The 20,049-nt window shown below is 70.3% G+C and carries 16 protein-coding genes; 4 read left to right on the top strand and 12 right to left on the bottom strand.

The annotated features are described in order from the left end of the window. Positions 1-65: 65 nt before the first annotated feature. A complete protein-coding gene (locus tag FHS07_RS07560; RefSeq protein ID WP_183419215.1) occupies positions 66-3,182 on the bottom strand; it encodes an RCC1 domain-containing protein in 3,117 nt (1,038 codons plus the stop codon). Positions 3,183-3,524: 342 nt separating this feature from the next. Here FHS07_RS07560 and FHS07_RS16890 point away from each other — a divergent pair, with 342 nt between their 5' ends. Then, positions 3,525-4,451, top strand: a complete 927-nt coding sequence (locus FHS07_RS16890) for a helix-turn-helix domain-containing protein (RefSeq protein ID WP_425488143.1) — start codon at positions 3,525-3,527, stop codon at positions 4,449-4,451. Here FHS07_RS16890 and cofD read toward each other — a convergent pair. The 6 genes from cofD to hemQ form a co-directional block, all read right to left on the bottom strand. Next, positions 4,448-5,413: a 2-phospho-L-lactate transferase gene (gene cofD / locus FHS07_RS07550; RefSeq protein ID WP_183419212.1), complete on the bottom strand. Its 966-nt coding sequence runs from the start codon at positions 5,411-5,413 to the stop codon at positions 4,448-4,450. The genes FHS07_RS16890 and cofD overlap by 4 nt on opposite strands. 204 nt (positions 5,414-5,617) lie before the next feature. Further along, positions 5,618-6,958: a glutamate-1-semialdehyde 2,1-aminomutase gene (gene hemL, locus FHS07_RS07545; protein ID WP_183419210.1), complete on the bottom strand. Its 1,341-nt coding sequence runs from the start codon at positions 6,956-6,958 to the stop codon at positions 5,618-5,620. A 197-nt stretch (positions 6,959-7,155) separates the two neighbouring features. Next, complete coding sequence (hemB, locus tag FHS07_RS07540; protein WP_183419208.1) at positions 7,156-8,139, bottom strand: porphobilinogen synthase; 984 nt, start codon at positions 8,137-8,139, stop codon at positions 7,156-7,158. Next, a complete protein-coding gene (locus tag FHS07_RS07535) occupies positions 8,136-8,948 on the bottom strand; it encodes a uroporphyrinogen-III synthase (protein ID WP_183419207.1) in 813 nt (270 codons plus the stop codon). The genes hemB and FHS07_RS07535 overlap by 4 nt, the downstream gene beginning before the upstream one ends. Next, positions 8,945-9,943, bottom strand: coding sequence for a hydroxymethylbilane synthase (hemC, locus tag FHS07_RS07530; protein ID WP_183419206.1), 999 nt, complete (start codon positions 9,941-9,943; stop codon positions 8,945-8,947). Before hemC ends, FHS07_RS07535 begins: the two co-directional genes overlap by 4 nt. Beyond that, complete coding sequence (gene hemQ, locus FHS07_RS07525) at positions 9,940-10,611, bottom strand: hydrogen peroxide-dependent heme synthase (protein ID WP_183419204.1); 672 nt, start codon at positions 10,609-10,611, stop codon at positions 9,940-9,942. Before hemQ ends, hemC begins: the two co-directional genes overlap by 4 nt. A gap of 139 nt (positions 10,612-10,750) precedes the next feature. Here hemQ and FHS07_RS07520 point away from each other — a divergent pair, with 139 nt between their 5' ends. Both FHS07_RS07520 and FHS07_RS07515 read left to right on the top strand, forming a co-directional pair. Beyond that, positions 10,751-11,539, top strand: a complete 789-nt coding sequence (locus FHS07_RS07520) for a bestrophin-like domain (protein ID WP_183419202.1) — start codon at positions 10,751-10,753, stop codon at positions 11,537-11,539. 150 nt (positions 11,540-11,689) lie between these two features. Continuing rightward, positions 11,690-14,467 carry a hypothetical protein gene (locus tag FHS07_RS07515; protein WP_183419200.1) on the top strand — a complete coding sequence of 926 codons (2,778 nt, stop codon included), beginning with the start codon at positions 11,690-11,692 and terminating at the stop codon, positions 14,465-14,467. A gap of 211 nt (positions 14,468-14,678) precedes the next feature. Here the strand turns inward: FHS07_RS07515 and FHS07_RS07510 are convergent, their stop codons facing one another. The 5 genes from FHS07_RS07510 to hemE form a co-directional block, all read right to left on the bottom strand. After that, positions 14,679-14,957 (bottom strand): hypothetical protein, encoded by a 279-nt coding sequence (locus tag FHS07_RS07510; protein ID WP_183419198.1) that lies wholly within the window; start codon positions 14,955-14,957, stop codon positions 14,679-14,681. Further along, complete coding sequence (locus FHS07_RS07505) at positions 14,947-15,357, bottom strand: phage holin family protein (RefSeq protein WP_183419196.1); 411 nt, start codon at positions 15,355-15,357, stop codon at positions 14,947-14,949. Before FHS07_RS07505 ends, FHS07_RS07510 begins: the two co-directional genes overlap by 11 nt. A 5-nt stretch (positions 15,358-15,362) precedes the next feature. Continuing rightward, the gene (locus FHS07_RS07500) at positions 15,363-15,764 is read right to left on the bottom strand and encodes a hypothetical protein (protein WP_183419194.1); all 402 of its coding nucleotides are present in this window, start codon (positions 15,762-15,764) and stop codon (positions 15,363-15,365) included. Between the two features lie 111 nt (positions 15,765-15,875). Next, positions 15,876-17,384: an FAD-dependent oxidoreductase gene (locus tag FHS07_RS07495; RefSeq protein ID WP_183419192.1), complete on the bottom strand. Its 1,509-nt coding sequence runs from the start codon at positions 17,382-17,384 to the stop codon at positions 15,876-15,878. Continuing rightward, a complete protein-coding gene (gene hemE, locus FHS07_RS07490) occupies positions 17,381-18,484 on the bottom strand; it encodes a uroporphyrinogen decarboxylase (protein WP_246383142.1) in 1,104 nt (367 codons plus the stop codon). Before hemE ends, FHS07_RS07495 begins: the two co-directional genes overlap by 4 nt. Before the next feature lie 100 nt (positions 18,485-18,584). Here hemE and FHS07_RS07485 point away from each other — a divergent pair, with 100 nt between their 5' ends. After that, the gene (locus FHS07_RS07485; protein WP_183419190.1) at positions 18,585-19,931 is read left to right on the top strand and encodes a glutamyl-tRNA reductase; all 1,347 of its coding nucleotides are present in this window, start codon (positions 18,585-18,587) and stop codon (positions 19,929-19,931) included. The last annotated feature ends 118 nt before the right edge of the window (positions 19,932-20,049 follow it).

The following is a 20,049-nucleotide window of genomic DNA, read 5'->3' as shown; positions in this document are numbered from 1 at the left end:
CGTGCGGGCCGCCGCCATGGGAAAAGCACCGGTGACGTGGTCAGCCACGCCACCGGTGCTCTTCGTCAGTTCGAGAACACTCGGAGTTCGTAAATCGAGTATCCGAACGAGGTGCCCCGTCGGATGCCGCGCATCCTGAGGTATCGACGCGAAGTGGCCGAGAAGGACAGAGACTCGGTTCCTCCGGCGCCGTCCTGTTTCGTCGCGGCAGTCGTCCATGAGACGCCGTCGGAGGAGACCTCGATGGCGTACTCCTTGGCGTAGGCGACATTCCAGACGATCTCGACTCGCGCCACCGTCCGATGTCCACCGAAATCGAGCGCCAACCATTGATCGTCCGGATTGGCCTGATTCGAGTAATTGCTTCCCCAACGCGTAGACGCGTCGCCATCGATGGCGTTGCTCGGAGCGAGCGAGCCTTCGACGGAGCTCGCGGATGCGCCCGCCCCCCGAGCGAGGTTCGCTGATCCCGTGGATGCCGCGTCCTTCTCGGCGAAGAAGAACGGCGTTCCGTTGCCCGGGGTAGGCGAAGTGAGACCGGTGATCTTCACGCCGGCGGGCACTTGGACGGTCTGCGGGCTCAGTTCGTGTTGGCTGGTGTGCCCGATCGCGAGCTGACCGAAGACATTCCACCCCCAGCTTCGGAGGGTTCCGTCCCCGAGCGACGCGAAAACAGATCCACCCCACGGCACGATGTTCTGAACGTCCGTCAGACCGCCGCAGTTCACGGGGCTGAGAGCGTGGCTGGTCGAGCCGTTACCCGTCTGCCCGTGCTCGTTCATGCCCCATGCGCGAAGGGTCTTGTCCGCGAGACGTGCGTACGTCGTCTCGCGTCCGGACACCAGGTCCACGACGTTCGAGAGCCCGGTGACGACCACCGGGAGGTAGCGGTCCGTGCCGGATCCGTCGCCTACCTGCCCATAGTTGTTCTGCCCCCAGGAAACGACCGTCTGATCGGTCAGGAGAGCGGCCACGGTCCAGTTGCTCGCAGAGATCTTCGTCACACGCCCAGGGATACCCAGGACCTTGCTCGATGTGAGCCGAGGGCTAATCCCCGTCGAATCCACCGACCCGTCTCCCAGTTGACCGACGTGGTTGTCACCCCACGCCCACACGGTCCCATCGGATTTGAGGACGTATCCGTTTCCGGCCGAAGCGACGATCTGGACCACGTCACTGACGTTGATGACCGTCGGCGAGAGAGCATCAGCCGTCGATCCGGTGCCGAGATTGCCGTACGACCCGGCACCCCATACTTTGATGGAGCCGTCCACGAGTCGCGCAGCGACCCAACGAGTACCGACGCTGACTTCCAGCACATCGGTCAGACCGGGGACCGCTGCCCACGTCGATCGCGACGTGGTCGTTCCGTCTCCCAGTTGGCCGTATGTGTTGTCACCTACCGTCCACACGGTCCGATCCTCGAGAACAGCGACCGAGAACCCGTCGCCGGACGAGATCTGACGAATGGATTTCGGGAACACCCGCGGCGCCTGAACCGGTGTCGAGCCGTACCCAGAACCGGAGCCGACGACGTTGGATCCGAGCAGGGTGACCGTTGTCCGCTGCGTAGCCGAGGACGTGGACGCGCTGAGCGAGACCGAGGTTCCAGCAGCCGCCCAGGAATCCGCCGTAGCCGTCACCGACGACTTTCCGTCCGACCCCGTCATTGCGGAGGGCGCGGACAGAGCGGCGACCGAGTCCGCACCGAAGGAAATGGTGCGGCCCGACACGGCCGACCCGTTTGCGAGGAGGGTTCCGGTGACGGTCGCATCAGCGCCTGCGGAAACGAGAGTCGGAGTCGCTGACAGACTCAGCGTCTCCAGACCGACGAGAAGGAAGACGGCGTCCGTCTGGCCGTTGCTGTTCATCAACCGGCTGATGACGTGGTCGGTCAGACCCGCGACGGTCACCGGAGCGGAGCTGTCGGTGGTCGTCCCGTCACCGAGACGGCCGTCGCCGTTGTAGCCCCAGCTGACCACGGTTCCGTCCGTGCGAAGAGCGTAGGAGGACAGACCAGCGCACGCGACAGCGGCCACGGAACTCAATCCGCTGACTGCGACCGGAGTGTTCCGATCTGTCGTCGAGCCATCACCGAGCTGACCCCGATCGTTCATTCCCCACATCCACACGCTTCTGTCCTGAAGGACCGCCGCCGACGACTCACGCCCGCCGGCGACCGACGTCACATTCGCCAATCCGGGGATCGTCGTCGGTGTCACGACGCTACCGGGGGACGGTCCCGTACCGGTTTGCCCACGATCGTTCTGCCCCCACGCGCGCACGGACCCGTCGGTGAGAAGGGCGATGACCGTCCTGTTGCTCGTGGCGAGCTGCGCCACGTTCGACACACTGGCTGCGACGACACCGCTCGAGCTCGAGGTCGACCCCGTTCCCATCTGTCCGGCGGTGTTCGAGCCCCACCCGACAACGGTGCCGTCCGAGCGGAGCGCATGTCCCGATACGGCCGCCGCGACGACCTGCACCACGCCGCTCAGCCCGGGGATCGCTGCGGGCGCGAGGACGTCAGCGGAACCTCCGTTGGCCATCTGTCCCACTTCATTCGCGCCCCACCCCCAGACCGTCCCGTCGCTACGTCGCGCGAAGACGATGTCGCGCCCGGCGGCGATCTGGACGACGTCTCCGATCCCCGGCACGACCGCCCATGTCGATCGATCCGTCGTCGTTCCGTTGCCGAGCTGACCTCGCGCGTTCGCTCCCTTGGACCACACGGTGCCGTCCGCGAGCAGCACGACCTGGAAGTTCAGGCTCGCGAGCGCCTGCTCGATAGGGGCCGGGAAGACCTTCTCGGCTTGTACGGCCGACGAACCGTAGCTCCCCCCGAGCGCGAACATGTTCGCGCCCAGAACGGTCGGGCTCACCGTCGAGGAGGCTCCGTCGCTCAGCGCCGCCAGGGTCACGGTCCCGCCCGGGGTCGCCCAGGGTGTGCCGAGGTCGATCGTCGTGGAGAACTGACCCGAGCCGTTGGTGGTACCACTGCTCGCCCCGAAAGAAGCGGATGCAGGTCCGGTCAAGGAGACGGCGGCGCCGGCGAATGCCGCTCCGCCGCTCTTCGCCACACTCACCTGGAGCGCCGTGGCGCCCGCGGCGGGAAGCGTAGAGCCTCCGGGCAGTGTCAACGTGACAGTGCGGTCCGTCGAAGAGGCGAATGCCGGTGACACGGACATCATGCTGATGGCCGGCACGCTCCAGGCGGCGCCGACCAGAATCGTTCGCCTACCGAGGGGGCGATCCGGCTGCGGTGGACTGTCAATTTCCGTCATGTCTTCTCCTAATCACGGGCGCGTCCCGCGGCGAATGACCGCAGAAGGGTGCTTCTGCATAGTGGCCACGCGTAGTGAAACGGTCGAATTCGATGCGCCATCGGCGTATCGAGTGCACCAACCCCGTTATCCGCCTCCCCGCGAGCGGCCTCGGCGGACGAAGTCCTCGACCTCGGGAGGTGACATCGGGGCTGACGGAGCCCATCCAGCGACGCGGATGCACAGACTCGAGCGAGTGCTATGCGAACCCACACACCCACCCCCAGCACCGCTGAGCCACGGAGTCGCGCTCATCTGATCGGCGATGACATGGCGCGATGGTTCGCTGCACAGGGGTGGGCCGCAGCGCCACGAGTAGGCTCCGTACCGCGCGCCTTCGTGGATGAATTACGTCTCTCGAAAGTCACGATCCGGAGGGTATGGCACACGCCGCTCGTTCTCACCCGGACGGTGGACGCTCCGCAGCCCACGAGACACGTCTGGCTCCAGACTCAGGGAGCCGCGCGCATCGACGACTCGACCGGAAGCGTGCACCAGTTGCGTACACAGTCAGCTATCGCGTGGGCTGATCCAGCGGTCTCTCGTCTCACCGCGTCACAACCGACGGCGCGTATCGAGATCGAGTCGCGCGGATTCACCGGCCTGCGAATCCAGGCAGATACGTACACCCACCTCGACGGGCGCACGGGAGGCCCGCTGACGGCATGGTCCTGCCTCGCCGGGACGGTGAACATGCTTCTCAACGCCGACACCCCCCTGGATGATCGGTCAGCGCGCCTCTTCGCACTGGCACTCGACGCCATGACAGACGCAGTCACCCCGCCGGCGGTCGGTGCAGGCCCACGACCTCGTCGCAACGACCTCGTCCAGGAGGCCCGGCGCCTTCTCTCCGAACATGCCTCGGATCCCTCCTACACCGTCCAACGTGCTGCCGAAGAGCTCGGGGTGACGCGGTCACATCTGACTCGAGCGTTCGGGAGAGAAGGCGATTCGCCGCGGCAGTTCCTGCGCACGCAACGAGTCAGCCGGGCTCGACACCTGCTGGCGATCGATCCCGACACGGATCTCTCAACGGTTGCACACCAAAGCGGCATCCCCTCCGCGAGAGCACTTCGCGAGAGTCTGCGGGCGAACGCTCGCGAGGACGCGCGCTCGGGCGACCCTTAGGCCCTGAGCGCCGCCTCCGCGATCCCGGCCGATGCGTTCTCGTCGCTCATCCACAGCGGAGCGACCACCGTGCGGATCCCCGCCGCCTCGACCTCGGCGACCGACGCGGCGTCCTCCTCGGCCAGCAGCCACGCGTCGAGCACGCCGCCCGCCGACCGCGCCCCGAAATGCTGCGCCACCGCCGCGGCAGACGTCTCGACCGCGATGGCCGTCAGGCAGACGTCCGCCATCCCGCGCACGACCCGCCCACCGATGATCGGCGACACGCCGACCACCCGCGCCGTGGTCTCCCGCAGGGCATCGCGCACACCAGGCACCGCGAGGATCGGACCGATCGATACGACGGGGTTCGACGGCGCCAGCAGCACCACGTCGGCCGCAGTGATGGCATCCACGACTCCGGGTGCGGGTACGGCATCCGTGATCCCGGGATTCTCGAACGCTCGGGGCGCGAGCTTCGCGCGGTGACGGGTCCACCACTCCTGGAAGTGCAGACGCCCGCCGTCCTCCAGGAGCACATGCGTGTCGACCTCGCTCTCGGTCATGGGCAGAAGACGGACGCCGAGGGGCCACCGCTCCGCCATGCGGGCGAGCACTTGGCTCGGGGTGAGACCCTCGCGCAGCCACCCGGTGCGTGCCAGGTGCGTGCCGAGGTCGAGGTCGCCCAGGGTGAACCAGGGCCAGCCGGCGCCCCACGCTTGAAGCTCTTCGTTGACACGTTCGGTGTCACCCGCGCGACCCCATCCGCGCACGGTGTCGTTCTGCCCCGCCAGCGCGTAAGTGATCGAGTCGACGTCGGGCTGCAACCGCACACCCGAGAGCCACAGGTCGTCGCCCGTGTTGACCACGACGGTGGCCTCGGGAGCGCCGAGCCGACGGAGCGCGGCGCGCACGCCGAGTAGGAACTTCGCCCCCCCGACTCCACCGGCGAGCACGACGACGCGGGGCTGAGGAATGTGCATCCGTCCAGTCTTCCACCGCGCCGCGGGGCACCGCGCGGCGTGCGCCTGAGCCCCGGGTCCGCCTCCGACATCTCGTGCGGCGGTTCCCGCCGCGCCGCGACCGATCAGCAGACGTGCGCCACTCGAGCGAGAGCGCTCGCGCGCACATCGACCACGAAGACGATGCGCGTCACCCCCGGCGGATGAGATGCGCCCGGGCGACGCCTACTGCGCGAGAAGCGTCGGATCCAGCGCCTCCGCTGCGGCCTTCGCCGCCGCCGGCAACGCGTCGAGCACGTGCTCGAGCGCCGCGTCGTCGTGCGCCGCCGTGAGGAACCACGCCTCGAACACGCTCGGCGGCAGCGAGACACCGGCATCCAGCATCGAATGGAAGAACGCGGCGTAGCGGTACGACTGCTGCGTGAGCGCGGTGGCGTAGTCGAGGGGGACCTCGGGCAGGAAGGCGACGCCGAACAGGGACCCGGCGCGCGGCACGACGTGCACCACGCCCTCCGCCGTCAGCGCCGCGTCGAGCGCATCGGCGACCCGACCGGCTGCGGCGTCGACCGCGGCGTACACCTCGGGCGTCGCCAGGCGCAGGGTCGCCAGGCCCGCGGCCACCGACAACGGGTTTCCCGACAGGGTTCCGGCCTGGTACACCGGGCCGAGGGGAGCCAGGTGGTCCATGATCTGGGCGCGGCCGGCGAGGGCGGCCAGCGGCATCCCTCCGCCGACGACCTTGCCGTACGTGAGGATGTCGGGCAGGTAGCGCTCGCCCTGCGAAGCCTGGAGGCCCCAGAAGCCGGCCGGATGCACGCGGAAGCCGGTGAGCACCTCGTCCACGATGAGCAGGGCGCCGTGGCTGTGCGCGATGTCGGCGAGCGCGGCGTTGAAGCCGGGCAGCGGCGGCACGACGCCCATGTTGGCGGAGGCCGCCTCGACGATGATCGCGGCGATGTTCTCGCCGTGCACCTCGAAGGCCTCGCGAACGGCGTCGAGGTCGTTGTAGGGCAGCACGAGGGTCTGCGCGGCGATGGGCGTGGGAACGCCCGCCGAGCCGGGCAGGGCGAGGGTGGCGACACCCGATCCGGCGGCGGCCAGCAGTCCGTCGGAGTGGCCGTGGTAATGCCCGGCGAACTTGATCAGCAGGTCGCGTCCCGTCACACCGCGCGCGAGACGGATCGCCGTCATCGTCGCCTCGGTGCCGGTCGACACCAGGCGCACCTTCTCGATCGGCTTCAGCTCGCCCACCTGCACACGGTGCGCGATGAGGTCGGCGAGCTCCACTTCGGCCCCCGTGGGTGCGCCGAACGACAATCCGCGGGACGCCGCTGACCGCACGGCCTCGACCACCTCGGGGTGCGCGTGACCGAGCAGCGCCGGACCCCACGAGGCGACGAGGTCGACGTACTCCCGGCCCGCGGCATCCGTGATGCGGGGCCCGGATGCCGACTGCACGAACCGAGGCGTCCCGCCCACGGAGCCGTAGGCACGCACGGGCGAGTTCACGCCGCCCGGAATGACGTCTTTGGCACGGGCGAACCACTGGTCGTTGAGATCGGTCATGGGGTGCTCATCCTCTCGATGTGCATAACGCAGGAGAATCGGGGGCCGTCCCGCGCCGCGGGGTCTGCAGGGTCAATCTTCCCGGAGTTGCCGGCGCAGAGGCCGCGAGAACCGGTGGGAATCTCCTGCGTCGTGTCCGGTCGACGACGCGATGGGCTGAGCGGGCCCGTGTCGCGGCTCGGCTGGGCGGGGAGACGTCAGAGCTCGGTGCGGAGCCAGCGGGCGGCCTCGACCGCCCAGTACGTCAGGATCGCGTCGGCGCCGGCACGCCGGATACCGAGCAGGCTCTCCGTGATTGCGCCCTGGCGGTCGATCCAGCCGTGGGCTGCGGCGGCCTCGACCATCGCGTACTCGCCCGACACCTGGTAGGCCCACACCGGCACGTCGACCGAGGCCTTCACCTCGGCGAGCACGTCGAGATACGGCAGCGCGGGCTTGACCATGACCACATCGGCGCCCTCTTCGACGTCGAGCAGCGCTTCGCGCACGCCCTCGCGACCGTTGCCGGGGTCGAGCTGGTACGAGCGACGATCGCCCTTGAGCTGCGAGTCGACCGCCTCGCGGAACGGGCCGTAGAAGGCGCCCGCGTACTTCGCGGAGTACGCCAGGATCAGCGTGTCGGTGAAGCCCTCGGCATCCAGAGCCTCGCGCACCGCGCCGACCTGGCCGTCCATCATGCCCGACAGGCCCAGCATCGCCGAGCCCGCGCGCGCCTGCGCGAGACCCATCGCGGTGTAGCGCCCGAGGGTGGCGTCGTTGTCGACCGCCCCGTCGGCCTGCAGGACGCCGCAGTGCCCGTGGTCGGTGAACTCGTCGAGGCACAGGTCGGTCTGCACCACCAGCGCGTCACCCACCTCGGCGACGACGGCCTCGGTCGCGCGGTTCAGGATGCCGTTCGGATCGTCGGCACCGGAGCCGACGGCGTCGCGCACCTCGGGCACGCCGAACAGCATGATGCCGCCGATGCGTTGCTCGGCCGCCTCGACCACCGCGCGGCGGAGCGAGTCGAGGGAGTGCTGGACGATCCCCGGCATCGAACCGATGGGGCTCGGCTCGCTGATTCCCTCGCGCACGAACATGGGCAGCACGAGCTGCGCGGGCACGAGGTGCGTCTCGCGGGCGAGACGACGGACGGCGGGGGTGCGACGCAGGCGCCGCGGGCGGTGCTCGGGGAAACTCATGGGGTCGATTCGGTGGGGAGGGGGAAGCGGGCGACCGCCTCGATGAGGGCGTCGACCGTCTGCCGTTCGGCGACGACGTCGACACTGAGCCCGGCGCGCTTGGCGTCCTTGGCGGTGCGGGGACCGATCGCGGCGATGACCGTGGATGCCGGGATGTCGGGGAACTGCTCGACGACCTGTTCGGCGACCGACCCGCTGGTGACGAGGATCGCGTTGATGCGACCGGAATGCACGTCGCCCGCGATCTTCTCGGAGACGGGGACCCCGACCGTACGGTACGCCACGACGCTGCGCACGTCGTGGCCCGCTTCGATGAGCAGACGCGTGAGCACCGGCTTGGCGATCTCGCTGCGCAGGGTCAGCACCTTGCGGGGCTCGGATTCGAGGTCGATCATCTGCTCGGCCATTCCCTGCGCGGAGTTGTCGCGCTCGGGCACGAGGTCGACGCGGTACCCGACCGCCTGCATGGCGGCGGCCGTCGTCTCGCCCACGACCGCGACGCGGGTCTGCACGGGGATCATCGCCTTGTACGCGTAGAGCACGTCGACGGTCGTCGCACTGGTGAGAGTGAGCCAGTCGAATGCGCCGGCGGCGAGATCGGCCAGGGCCTCGTCGAGGGTGGCCTGGTCGTTCGTGGGCGCGAAGTTGATGAGCGGTGCGATGACCGGGACGGCCCCGAGCTGCCGCAGGCGTGCGGCGACGCCGTCGCCCCACGGTCCGCCGCGCGGCACGAGAACGCGCCGCCCGGCAAGCGGCTTGGGCACGCTGCCCGTCGAGGGGTTCGGCGTGTGCCAGTGGCCTTCATTCATGTGGTCGACTCTCGTGGTACCAGGTCGGCCGCCCCGCGTTCGAGCAACCGACGCGCGGCTTCTCGGCCCATACGCGTCGCACGCGCTATGGGTCCCCCGTCGTCGGCAGCATCCGCATCATTGCCACTGCCAGGTTCCCGAGCATACCCCGTGTCAAGACGCACCGTCCGATCGATGCCGATCCGGCGGGAGCCGTCGAGGGCGTAGACGATGGCGCGCAACCGCAGGTCACCGTCGGCGATGGCCGCGTGCGTGCCCACGGGCGCGCTGCATCCGGCATCCAGAGCGGAGAGCACCGTGCGCTCCGCCGTGATCGCGATGCGGGTGTGCGCGTCGTCGAGCTGAGCGAGCGCGTCGTGGATCTCCGGGTCGATGTCGGCGCGGGTCTCGACGGCGAGCGACCCCTGCCCGGGAGCGGTGGGCCACTCGCCGAGACCCAGCTCCTCGGCGTGCAGTCCGCCGAGGTCACCGCCGAGGCGCGAGATACCCGCGGCCGCGAGGATGACGGCATCCAGCTCTCCGTTGCGGACCCGCGCGAGCCGCGAGTCGACGTTGCCGCGGATGTCGCGGATGTCGAGCCGCGGGTTGTGCCGCCGCGCCTGCGCGACGCGACGGGGTGAGCCGGTACCGACGCGGGACCCCGGCGGGAGCGAGCCGAGCGGCGTACCGTCGCGCGTCACGACGACGTCGCGGGCGTCCTCGCGCGCGGGCGTCGCCGCGATGATCAGACCCTCTGGCTGCAGCGTGGGGAGGTCTTTGAGCGAGTGCACGAGGAAATCGCACCGGTCGGCGGCGAGCGCCTCGCGCAGACCGTTCGCGAACACCCCGCGCCCGCCCAGCTGTGACAGGGAGGCGCGATTGACGTCACCCTCCGACACGATCGGCACGAGTTCCACGACCCGCCCCGACACCGCTGCCACGGCATCGGCGACCGTCTGCGACTGCGTCATCGCGAGGGCGCTGCGACGCGTGCCGAGACGCAGGGGTGCACTCACTGCAGGATCTCGGGGATCTCGTCGAGGGCGACGAGCCGCCCCGTGTAGAACGGCACCTCCTCGCGCACGTGACGGCGAGCCTCGGTGTAGCGCAGATCGCGCATCATGTCGACGAGGTCGGTGAGCACGTCGGCCTCCATCGGCAGGAGCCACTCGTAGTCGCCCAGGGCGAAGGATGCCACGGTGTTGGCGATCACGCCGCGGTACTGCGAGCCCTTCTTGCCGTGCTCGATGAGCATCTCGCGGCGCTCCTCCTCGGGCAGGAGGTACCACTCGTAGCTGCGCACGAAGGGATAGAGGCAGAGCCATTGCTGCGCCTCGATGCCGCGGAGGAACCCGGGCACGTGCGACCGGTTGAACTCCGCGTCGCGATGCACACCCATGGCGTTCCACGTCGGCAGGAGGTTCTTCAGCAGTTCGGTGCGGCGCAAGCGGCGCAGGTCGCGCTGCAGCGCCTGGGGGTCTTCGCCGTGCAACCACACCATGAGGTCGGCATCGGCGCGGAGGCCGCTGACGTCGTAGAAGCCGCGGACCGTGACCCCGTCGGCCTCGACGAGCGAGACCAGGTCGGCGAGTTCGGTCGCCTCGCTAGCGGTGACCGGGTTCTCGGGATCGCGGCGGAAGACCGCCCACAGCGTGTACACGGAAGAAGAGCTGTCGTGGGACATGGTTCCTAGTCTCGTCTCGCTGCGGCGGCGGGCCAAACCGGTTGACTCGCCGGTGGAAGACCGACAGGTGCGGCGCGCTGCCCGCCATTGGTACTGTGCGACGACGGCGTCGGGGGATGCCGCCGTGAAGGGGTGCCGGATGTGGCTCTACGACCTGCCGTTGTCCGTGGGACTGCCGGTGTTCATCGCTCTCGTGGTCGGCGGCTCGTGCGCCATTCTGCTGGTCCTTCGCAAGTGGGTCTTCCGGGTCGCACCCCAGGGTGAGGAGTGGGATCGCGTCCTCAGCTACGCGGTCGGCGCCTACGGCGTCTTCTACGGCGTGACCCTGGCGCTCATCGCCGCGGCCGCGTACGGCAACTTCACCGAGGTCGACGGCGTCGTGCTGGAGGAGTCCTCGACGCTCGCCGCGCTCTACCGCACCGGGGCGCTGCTTCCGGAACCGGCGTCGACTCAACTGCAGCAGCAGATCGCCGAGTACACGCGCAATGTCATCGACTTGGACTGGCCGATGCAGCGTCAGCTCCAGATCCCCGCCGAGACGGATGCCAACATCACCGCGATGCAGCAGGCGATCGCCTCCGTGCAGCCCACCTCCCCCGCCGAGATCCTGTACGTGCAGCAGTCGCTCGACCAGTTCCACATGCTGGTGGAGAACCGTCGGGAGCGCATCGCGCTGACCCACTTGGCACTGCCGAGCGTGCTGTGGATCGTGCTGGCCGTCGGTGCGGTGCTGAACGCGATCCTCATCGGCCTCATCGAGGTGCGAAATCTTCGCGTGCACCTGCTGATGTCGGGGATGCTCGCGCTGTTCGTCGCGCTGCTGCTCTACGCCATCGCCGGTTTCGACCACGCGTACGCCGGTCCGATCGCCGTGACGCCGGAGTATTTCGAGGATCTGCTGCAGGACCTGTTCGCCGCCGAGCCGTGACCCGCAGCCGGCCCCCGAGTGCGTCGAGGGGTCGGGCAGTCGTCCGGGCAGGTCCAGTCGCCACCGCTCAGGTTCCGGTGGCGCCGGCCTCCCGCGCCTGCCACAGTGAACTGCGCCCCCGCGCGACGACCCGAAATGATTCGAGGCCCCATGCTCCGCTCGCGCACCTCCGGACGATCCCGCCGCTTCCTGCGGTACCCGGCCGCCGTCCTCGCGGGCGCGGTCATCGTCGCCGGGAACGTGGTCGCGGCCCCCGCGCCGGCGCAGGCCGCATGGGAGGACGACGCGCAGAGTTGGATCGCGAGCATGCAGACGGGTCTCGGCTGGGCCGAAGGGCTGTTCGGCCTCAAGACCGGGCCGTGGAACACCGCTCTCTCGATCGCCTCCCCGTTGATCTCGGCGATCTTCGGCGGTTCGTCCGCTCCGTCGATCGGCGACGTGCTGGAACGGCTGAAGCAGCTCGACGACATCGAGCACAAGATCGATCAGGTGCAGAACTCGCTCGTGACGATCGAGGCGGAGATCGCCACGGTCGGCCAAGACGTCCTGACCGGTACCTGCGCCGTGCAGGCCAGCCGACCGCGCGACTATCTCACCAAGCTGGCCGCCGCGAACGACGCCTACGCGAACGTCGTCGACAAGATCGACGAGGTGCGCGTGGGCACCGCCGACGAGGACGACCTCAAGGTCGCGATCAACTCGTTCATCGCGTACACGACCGGTGAGAGCGAGGCCGTCCTTCCCGACCACAGTGCGTTCGCGGAATCCCTTCGCAGCGTGCACTCCGACATGGGCACCACCGGCGGCGTCGCGGGCATCATCCAGAGCTGCGGGCGCGCCTACCTCAACGACTGGAAGATCGGGAACACCTCCGCCGCGGCGTTGAACGGGATGCCGGCGACCGCCCACGGCGCGTGGCTCGATGATCGCGACTACTACGACCCGCTGCAGAAGCTCGTCTCGTTCTGGCAGACCGCCGTCGCTCAGGGCACCTACCTCCACCAGCAGGCATCGCTCATGCGCGTCAGCCGTGACTACGTCACCGCCCACGGACCCCTCAGCGTCGAGGACTCCGCGAGGGTGTGCGCCCTGGCGAAGGCGAACGGCCCGGCGCGGGCGAGAGCGACCTGCGAGGGCGGCCTGACCCTCGCGAAGACCATCTACAGCGGCTTCGCTGCCGAGTGGCGCGAGGTGGGGGTGCCGATCAGCGACGCGAACGTCGTGATGAGCATGGGTACCGACGTGAACGGCCTGTCGTACCAACCCCCCACACCCCGGGCCGCCGGGACATCAGCCGAAGACCCCCTCCCCTCGGCCGGAGCACCGGTGGGGGTGGCATCCCGGGTGTGGGCGAGGGATCCCTCGACGTTCCCGGCGAGCTGGACGACCGGGACCTGGTCGACGACGGCCGACGCCGTGTCGGCCTACGGAATCGACGGATTCGTCCCCGCGGGATCTCAGCAGTGGTCCGGCCTGAGCAACGGCTATCGTGCGTCGCACCCGACGGTGCAGACGACGACACGCGAAGAGGCCATGTCGTGGCGGTCGGGGAGCGGATGGCAGAACTCCGGTGTGGCCCCCTTCGCCCCGCTGGACATCCTCACGACGATGAAGGATTCCGTGGTTCCGGCGCCCACAGGCACCGATCCCACGCACGCCTTCACGGTGAAGCCGGACACGAGCGTGTGGATACCGAACGAGGCGGCCAGTCACGACTTCCCGATGTGGCGGAGTCCGATCCCGGAATGGTCCCGGGGAACGGGCCTGTCGTTCCCGCATTCGCGACTGTGGATGACGGTCGATTTCTCGCCGCGCGTGCTGGACGACGCGAAGATGAGCGTCAAGTGCTTCGTCGCGACCCAGGACGGCGTCGTGTGTCACGAGTCGGTGGGGTCGTGGTGGGTGAACCGTCTCTCGATCGAGGGGGCCATGTCCGTGCAGGACGTCTACCGCGTCACGCCCGTGAACTCCGACATCGACAGCATGGTGATGATCGACCGGGAGCGCGAGTGCCGCGGCCAGCCGAGGGTCGACGAGGAATGCGCGACCATCATCGACTCGATGTACTCCACCCGCGGCGAGTCGTTCGCGCAGGGTGCGCCCTCCTGGCTCGCCCCGATCGACGCAGCCGACGGACAGCACTACGACGGGGACCCCGCCGCGACCAGGACGCTCTGGCCGAGCGCCCCCGTTCCCGATTGCGCCCTCACCACGTGGGGCGCGAAGACCCGGTGCGGGCCCGCCGTCGAGGCCTGGATCGCGTCGCACGTGCCCAACCCGAGCCTCAGCGGTCCCGTCGCCACCACCGACGTCACCGTAGACCGAGCCGCCGACGGCAGCGCCGTATGCGTCGCCCCCGCCTGGGAGACGTCCTCGGTCATGCAGTACAGCGATGTGGCGTGGACGGCGTGGTCGCGCACCGGGCAGCCCTTCACCAAGGTCGCCCCGTTCGGCGCCCACCTCGATCTGCTCGCGCTCGTGACGGAGGCGGGCTGGAACACGGGCGGCACAGCCGGGGAGTCGGGGCGGATCACCTTCCGCTGCTCCTTCACCGCACGCACCGCCGAGGTGGCGAACGAGACGGAGGTGCGCAGTGCGACCGTCGCCGCCGTCCGCGTGGACGATCGCTTCGACTTCCCGAGCGTCGGAGTGGGCTCGCCCGGTGATCCCGGAGCCACCCCCGGCCCGGGCGTCATCCCCGATCCGTCGGGTGCGGCACCGGTCGGCGCCGTCGGATCGTCGGCGTCGGGTGCCCCCGCCCACGACACGGCGGCGCGGTCGGTCGGCGCGTCCGATCGGAACGCCTTGGCGAGCTCGGGGATCGGTGGGGAACCCTGGCGAGCGGCCGTGGGAGCCCTCATCCTGCTCGTCCTCGGCGCGCTTCTGATCGTCTTCGTCCGGACTCGACGGGCGAGACGGGGCGCGTAGCCCGTCCGCGCACGCCTCCACCGGGACTCGTGCCGGACCGGGCGCGGCCTGCGTCTGCCCGCCCGCCTGATCGGCCCGGCCCGAACCCGCGGCGGCCCCGAGCCGACTCGGGCCCGGCCTGATCGGCATCCGCAGAGGACCGCCGACGCAGAAACGGGGAGGTCGCCCTGTACGGACGACCTCCCCGCGGGAGCTTCTGGAGTGCGGATCCTCAGCGCGTGTACGCGCGGACGATCCCCCACACGGCGAGACCGACGAGCGAGGCGACACCCGCCACGGCCGCGGCGGCCACGGACGGGTTCTGCCGCGCCTTCGCGCGCACCTGATGCACGGTGCGGTCGACCGCGTCGCTCGCACGACGCGGCACGTTGGCCTTGACCTCGATGGCCGCCAACGCCGCCTTCAGCTCGGCGCGAGCCGACTCGACGGGGTCGGAGATGCCGAGCGGCACGGCGGTGCGGGGCACGGGGACGGGACGATCAATACTCATCGCGGGCCTCCTTCACGATGCGGACGTCTTCGGCGATGGCCTTGCCCGGGTTCTCGCGGTTCGACAGCTTCTTGAAACGCAGGTAGCCCAGCAGCGCCAGGATCGCGGTGATGACGACCATCACGCCGAAGACCACGAGGGCCGACAGCCAGACGGGCCACCACGACGACAGACCGGCGATGACGAAGGCGAAGAACACCGGAACGGCCCAGAACAGCACGATCAGCGCGCCGACGAACCAACCGGCGCCGATCCCGGCATCTTTCGCCGTCCGCTGCGCCCACGCCTTCGCCCCGTTGATCTCGGCGATGACGAGGTTGCGCACCAGTTCGGGGATGTCGCCGATGAGGGTGAACAAGCCGTCGTCGGAACGATCGCGGAACCCGCGAGGAGTGGTCATGCGCGTCAGCTCTCCGACGCGTCGGAGCCGCTCTGGGCCGCTTTGGCCCGCGCGGTGGCCGTCTTCTCGGCCTGCTTCGCGTCGTCGACGGAGTCTTCGACGGCGTCGGCGACCTCGGATGCCGACCGCTTGGCCGCTCGCGTCGCGCGCTCGGCGCGCTCCTGCACGGTGCCGGACTGGCTCGCGGCGCCCGTGACCGACTTCGCGCCCTTCCACACCACACCGGGGACGGACTTGAGGGCGGAGACGCCGAGCGCCTTCACCTTCTCGACCTGTCCTTGTACGGCGGGCTGGTCCCAGACCTTCTCGGCCTGCTCCTTGATCTGCTCGTAACGCTGGCGGCCGGCGCGTGCTCCGAGCACGTAGCCCGCCACGAGTCCGACGACGAGTGCTGCTTTGCCCCTCATGGGGTCTCCTCACGCTCGATCGAGTGCTGGTCGAGTCTCACAGTAGTCATGTATGCCGTTTCCGGCATCCGCCCTTGACAGCGCGCCCCGCATGGACGACCGCCTCGGCGCTCAGCTCTGCCAGAGCGCGGCGCTGCGAACGCGATCGGCTTCGTCGCGCGCGTCGGGGATCACCTGCGCCAGCCCGGTGCCCGAGATCCAGGCTCCCGTGGCACCGAGACCCGGCACGGCCCGGATCGCACCGCGCGCCGCGGCGGTCACGGCGGCACGACCGATCGTCGCGGCGGGCTGCGACTGCACATAGCGCGAGCGATGCGCGGCCAGCAGAACGGATGCCGGCAGCTCGACGCCGAGCAGAGCCGCCGCCTCCGACAGGGCGAGGCGCGCTGCGGCATCGTCGTCGAGCGCCGCGGTCGCCGGGTCCTCCCCCTGCGCACCGAACGACACGCGCACGACGTGGACGCCGGGCTCGGTGGCATCCCGAACCCAGTCCCACTTCGCGCTCGAGTGCGTGAGGGCCTTGGCGACATGACTGCCGGGCACCGTCAGAACCCCGGTCCCCCGCGGTGCCCGGTCGAGCTGCGGTGCGTTCACCACCAGGGTCACCACCTCGACCACCGGAGCGACCGGATCGCCGACGTCGAGTCCGGGGACCACCGGAGAGAGCAGCGCACGCGCCGGCCCCTCGGGCAGGGCCACGATGACGGCGCGTGCCGCGAGGGGCTCGCCGTCGGCCGAGGTGCCGACCGCCCACCCGTCGCCGGCCGGGGTCAGGCTCGTGGCGGCGACTCCCGCTCGAAGCTCGACACCGCCCTCGCGCAGCCCCTCCACGAGGGCGTCGACGAGGCGCGACATGCCTCCCCGGAGTCCTTCCACCGCGCCGCCGGGCGCGGGGGCGGCCTTCGCCGCATCGGAAGCGACGGGCACATCGGATGCCGGAGCGTCGGCGGGCCGCGCACCCGATCGACGCGCGCGCAACTCGGCGACCGCGCCCGTCAGCGAACCGGTGCGGGTGAGGGCGGCGTTGAGGCCGGGAGCGGCCAGGTCGACATCGATGTCGTCCGGGCGGGCGGAATAGACCCCGCTGGTCACGGGGGCGACGAGGCGGTCCCGCACCCGAGCGCCCAGGCGCGAGCGCACGAGCTTTCCGAGGCTGTGCGCGTGTCCGATGGTCAGCGGCGGACGCACCCGGTCGAGGTACGCGCGCCAGGAACCCGACCAGCCGATGATGCGGCGCACGTCGGGGGCGAAAGGATTGTCGGGGATGCCCAGCACCCCGCCCTTCGGCAGCGGCGCAGCGCCGACGCCGGGCACACCCGCCACCCACGCACCCGCCGGATTCGGTGACACGACGGCGTCGCCGAGATCGAGCTCGGTCAGCAGCGCGCGCACGACTCCGCCCCGGGTCGCGTAGCTCTCGGCCCCCACGTCGAGGGTCATGCCGCCGACCTCCGCGGAGCGCAGGACACCGCCGAAGGCGTCGGACGCCTCGATCACCGTGACCTGCAGTCCGACCTTCGCGCACTCGCGCGCGGCGACGAGGCCCGAGACACCGCCGCCGATGACGACCACACGCGTGTCGTGCGCGTGCTGCACCAGGCGGTCGAGGGCCTCGCTCACGCGGCGTTCCCGGGCGCGCTCTCGCCGACCGTGCCGCTTCCCCCGGCGTCCGCGCGGCCCGCATCCACGTCGTACCCGTGCGCGTGCGCCACGATGCGGGTCAGCACCTCGGGATCGGTGTCGGGCGGCACCCCGTGGCCGAGGTTGAGCACGTGCGCGCGCGCCGCGCGGCCTCGCGCGAGCACGTCGTCGACATGGGCGGCCAGCACCGGCCAGGGGGCGCCGAGCAGTGCCGGGTCGATGTTGCCCTGCAGGGTGACGTCGGGGCCGACGAGAGCTGCGGCCTCGTCGAGCGGCATCCGCCAGTCGACGCCGACCGCGTCGGCGAGGCCGCCCAGGCGCATGTCGTCGAGGAACGCGCCCGTTCCCACACCGAAGTGGATGCGGGGGACCTCGATGCCCTCGAGGGCGTCGTGCGAGTGCGGGGCGATGAACTCGCGGAAGGTCGACGGAGACAACGAGCCGGCCCACGAGTCGAAGAGCTGCACCGCCTGGGCACCGCCCTCGATCTGCGCGTCGAGGAACGCGCGCGACACCTTCGCGAGCCAGGCGGCCAAGCGGTGCCACGAGGCGGGGTCGGCGTGCATCATGCCGCGGGCGCGCAGGTGCTCCTTCGACGGCCCACCCTCGACGAGGTAGGCGGCGAGGGTGAAAGGCGCTCCGGCGAAACCGATGAGGGGCACCGCGTCGCTGAGCTCTCCCGTGACCCGACGCGCCGCCTCGCGCACGGGCTCCGCCGCGGCGGCGACGTCGTCGGGGTCGATTGAGGTGACGCGGGCCACGTCATCGGCCGTGCGCACCGGATCGGCGAAGACCGGGCCGCGCCCGGGCTCGATGACCACGTCGACACCGGCGAGGCGCAACGGCACGACGATGTCGCTGAAGAAGATGGCGGCATCCACGTCGTGGCGGCGGATCGGCTGCAGCGTGATCTCGGCCGCGAGGTCGGGGGTCAGGCACGCATCGAGCATGCGGGTGCCCACGCGGAGCTCCCGGTACTCCGGCAGCGACCGCCCCGCCTGCCGCATGAACCACACCGGCTGCCTCTCGGGGCGGTCGCCACGGAGGGCGCGGAGGAGGGGTGCGTCGAGGGAAGCCATGGCATCCATCCTCCCACCCGCCCCCTGGGCGTGAAGGGGATGCCTTGACGTCGAGACGCCGTCCGGAACACCCCGCGATACGCGGGCGTAGAATGATGACGTGTTGTTGTGCGTCAGCGCGAGTCACAAGACCGCGTCCTTCGAGCTCCTCGAGCGGCTCAGCGTACCCCGCACACCCGTCGCCCCCTTGATCGCCGCCCACGACGAGTGCGTGCAGGGCGCTGTCGTCGTGGCGACGTGCAACCGCTTCGAGGCGTACGTCGACATGGACGAGCCTGTGACCGCCGCCGTCGCACTCGGCATCGAGGCCACCCTCGCCGCGATCCAGGCCGCCACCGGCGTGCCCGCGAGCGAGCTCGAGGGCGGATACACCGTGCTGGGCGGCAGCGAGGTCGCCGAGCACCTGTTCTCGGTGGCATCCGGTCTCGAATCCGTCGTCGTGGGCGAGGGCGAGATCGCGGGCCAGGTGCGCCGCGCCCTCACCGAATCGCGCAAGCTCGGCACCACCTCCGCCGAACTGGAGCGGCTGTTCCAGCGGGCGTCCGAGGCGCAGCGCGGCGTGAAGAACTCCACGGCCATCGGTCGCGCGGGCCGTTCGCTCGTGCGTCTCGGCCTCGAACTCGCCGACAGCCGCATCGCCGACTGGTCGACGCAGCGCGTGCTCCTCGTGGGCACGGGCGCATACGCGGCCGCCACGGTCGCCGCCCTCCGCGACCAGGGCGCCGAAGACATCTCGGTGCACTCGCCCTCGGGTCGGGCGGCGAAGTTCGCCCTCAAGCACGGCCTGCGCGCGGTGTCGACCGAGACCTTCCCCCGCGCCGTCGCTCACGCCGACCTCGTCATCACGTGCACGACCGCCGAGCACTACGTGCTCAGCGCGGCCACGTTCGCGGCGGGTCGTGGCGCGTACGAGACCGCCATCGACACCTCGACCGGCACCTGCCCGGTCGATCACACCGCGAACCGCCTCGTCATCGACCTGGGGCTCCCCCGCAACGTCGACCCCGATGTCGCCACGGTCGTCGGCGTCGACCTGCTCGACCTCGAGACCATCCGCCTGCACGCCCCGCTCGAAGAACTGCAGGCGACGGACGCCGCGCGCGACCTCGTGCGAGACGCCGCGCGCCGTTTCACCTCGGTCGGCGAGCGCAAGAACATCACCCCGGCCGTCGTCGCCCTGCGCGCCCACGTCTTCGGCGTCCTCGACGCCGAGGTCGCACGTGTGCGTGCCCGCGGCGACGAGGGTGGACAGACGGAGCAGGCCCTCCGCCACTTGGTGGGCGTGCTGCTGCACACCCCGACGACGCGCGCGCACGAACTCGCCGAGACCGGCCGCGCCGACGAGTACGTCGATGCGCTCTCCGCTCTCTTCGGCATCGAGGTCACCGACCCCGCCGCCCTCGACCCCGCCGCCCTCGACCAGCGCGGCATCGCCGACGCGGGCTGACGCCCGGCGCTGCGGGGTCCGCCGCCGGTGAGCGGAGGGGATCCCGCGGGCGGAGGACCGAGGCCGCGGCATCCGTCCTCCCCTTCCCGAATCACCTCCGACGCCGGGCCTCTCCTCG

The sequence above is a fragment of the Microbacterium proteolyticum genome (genome assembly GCF_014192415.1).
GTDB lineage: Bacteria > Actinomycetota > Actinomycetes > Actinomycetales > Microbacteriaceae > Microbacterium > Microbacterium proteolyticum.
This window is presented reverse-complemented; position numbering and strand designations above follow the sequence as displayed.

Excerpts from the sequence above, each read along its gene's own strand:
- FHS07_RS16890 (WP_425488143.1), top strand. The coding sequence starts at position 3,525 with ATGCGAACCCACACACCCACCCCCAGCACCGCTGAGCCACGGAGTCGC.
- cofD (WP_183419212.1), bottom strand. The coding sequence starts at position 5,413 with ATGCACATTCCTCAGCCCCGCGTCGTCGTGCTCGCCGGTGGAGTCGGG.
- hemL (WP_183419210.1), bottom strand. The coding sequence starts at position 6,958 with ATGACCGATCTCAACGACCAGTGGTTCGCCCGTGCCAAAGACGTCATT.
- hemB (WP_183419208.1), bottom strand. The coding sequence starts at position 8,139 with ATGAGTTTCCCCGAGCACCGCCCGCGGCGCCTGCGTCGCACCCCCGCC.
- FHS07_RS07535 (WP_183419207.1), bottom strand. The coding sequence starts at position 8,948 with ATGAATGAAGGCCACTGGCACACGCCGAACCCCTCGACGGGCAGCGTG.
- hemQ (WP_183419204.1), bottom strand. The coding sequence starts at position 10,611 with ATGTCCCACGACAGCTCTTCTTCCGTGTACACGCTGTGGGCGGTCTTC.
- FHS07_RS07520 (WP_183419202.1), top strand. The coding sequence starts at position 10,751 with ATGTGGCTCTACGACCTGCCGTTGTCCGTGGGACTGCCGGTGTTCATC.
- FHS07_RS07515 (WP_183419200.1), top strand. The coding sequence starts at position 11,690 with ATGCTCCGCTCGCGCACCTCCGGACGATCCCGCCGCTTCCTGCGGTAC.
- FHS07_RS07510 (WP_183419198.1), bottom strand. The coding sequence starts at position 14,957 with ATGAGTATTGATCGTCCCGTCCCCGTGCCCCGCACCGCCGTGCCGCTC.
- FHS07_RS07505 (WP_183419196.1), bottom strand. The coding sequence starts at position 15,357 with ATGACCACTCCTCGCGGGTTCCGCGATCGTTCCGACGACGGCTTGTTC.
- FHS07_RS07500 (WP_183419194.1), bottom strand. The coding sequence starts at position 15,764 with ATGAGGGGCAAAGCAGCACTCGTCGTCGGACTCGTGGCGGGCTACGTG.
- hemE (WP_246383142.1), bottom strand. The coding sequence starts at position 18,484 with ATGGCTTCCCTCGACGCACCCCTCCTCCGCGCCCTCCGTGGCGACCGC.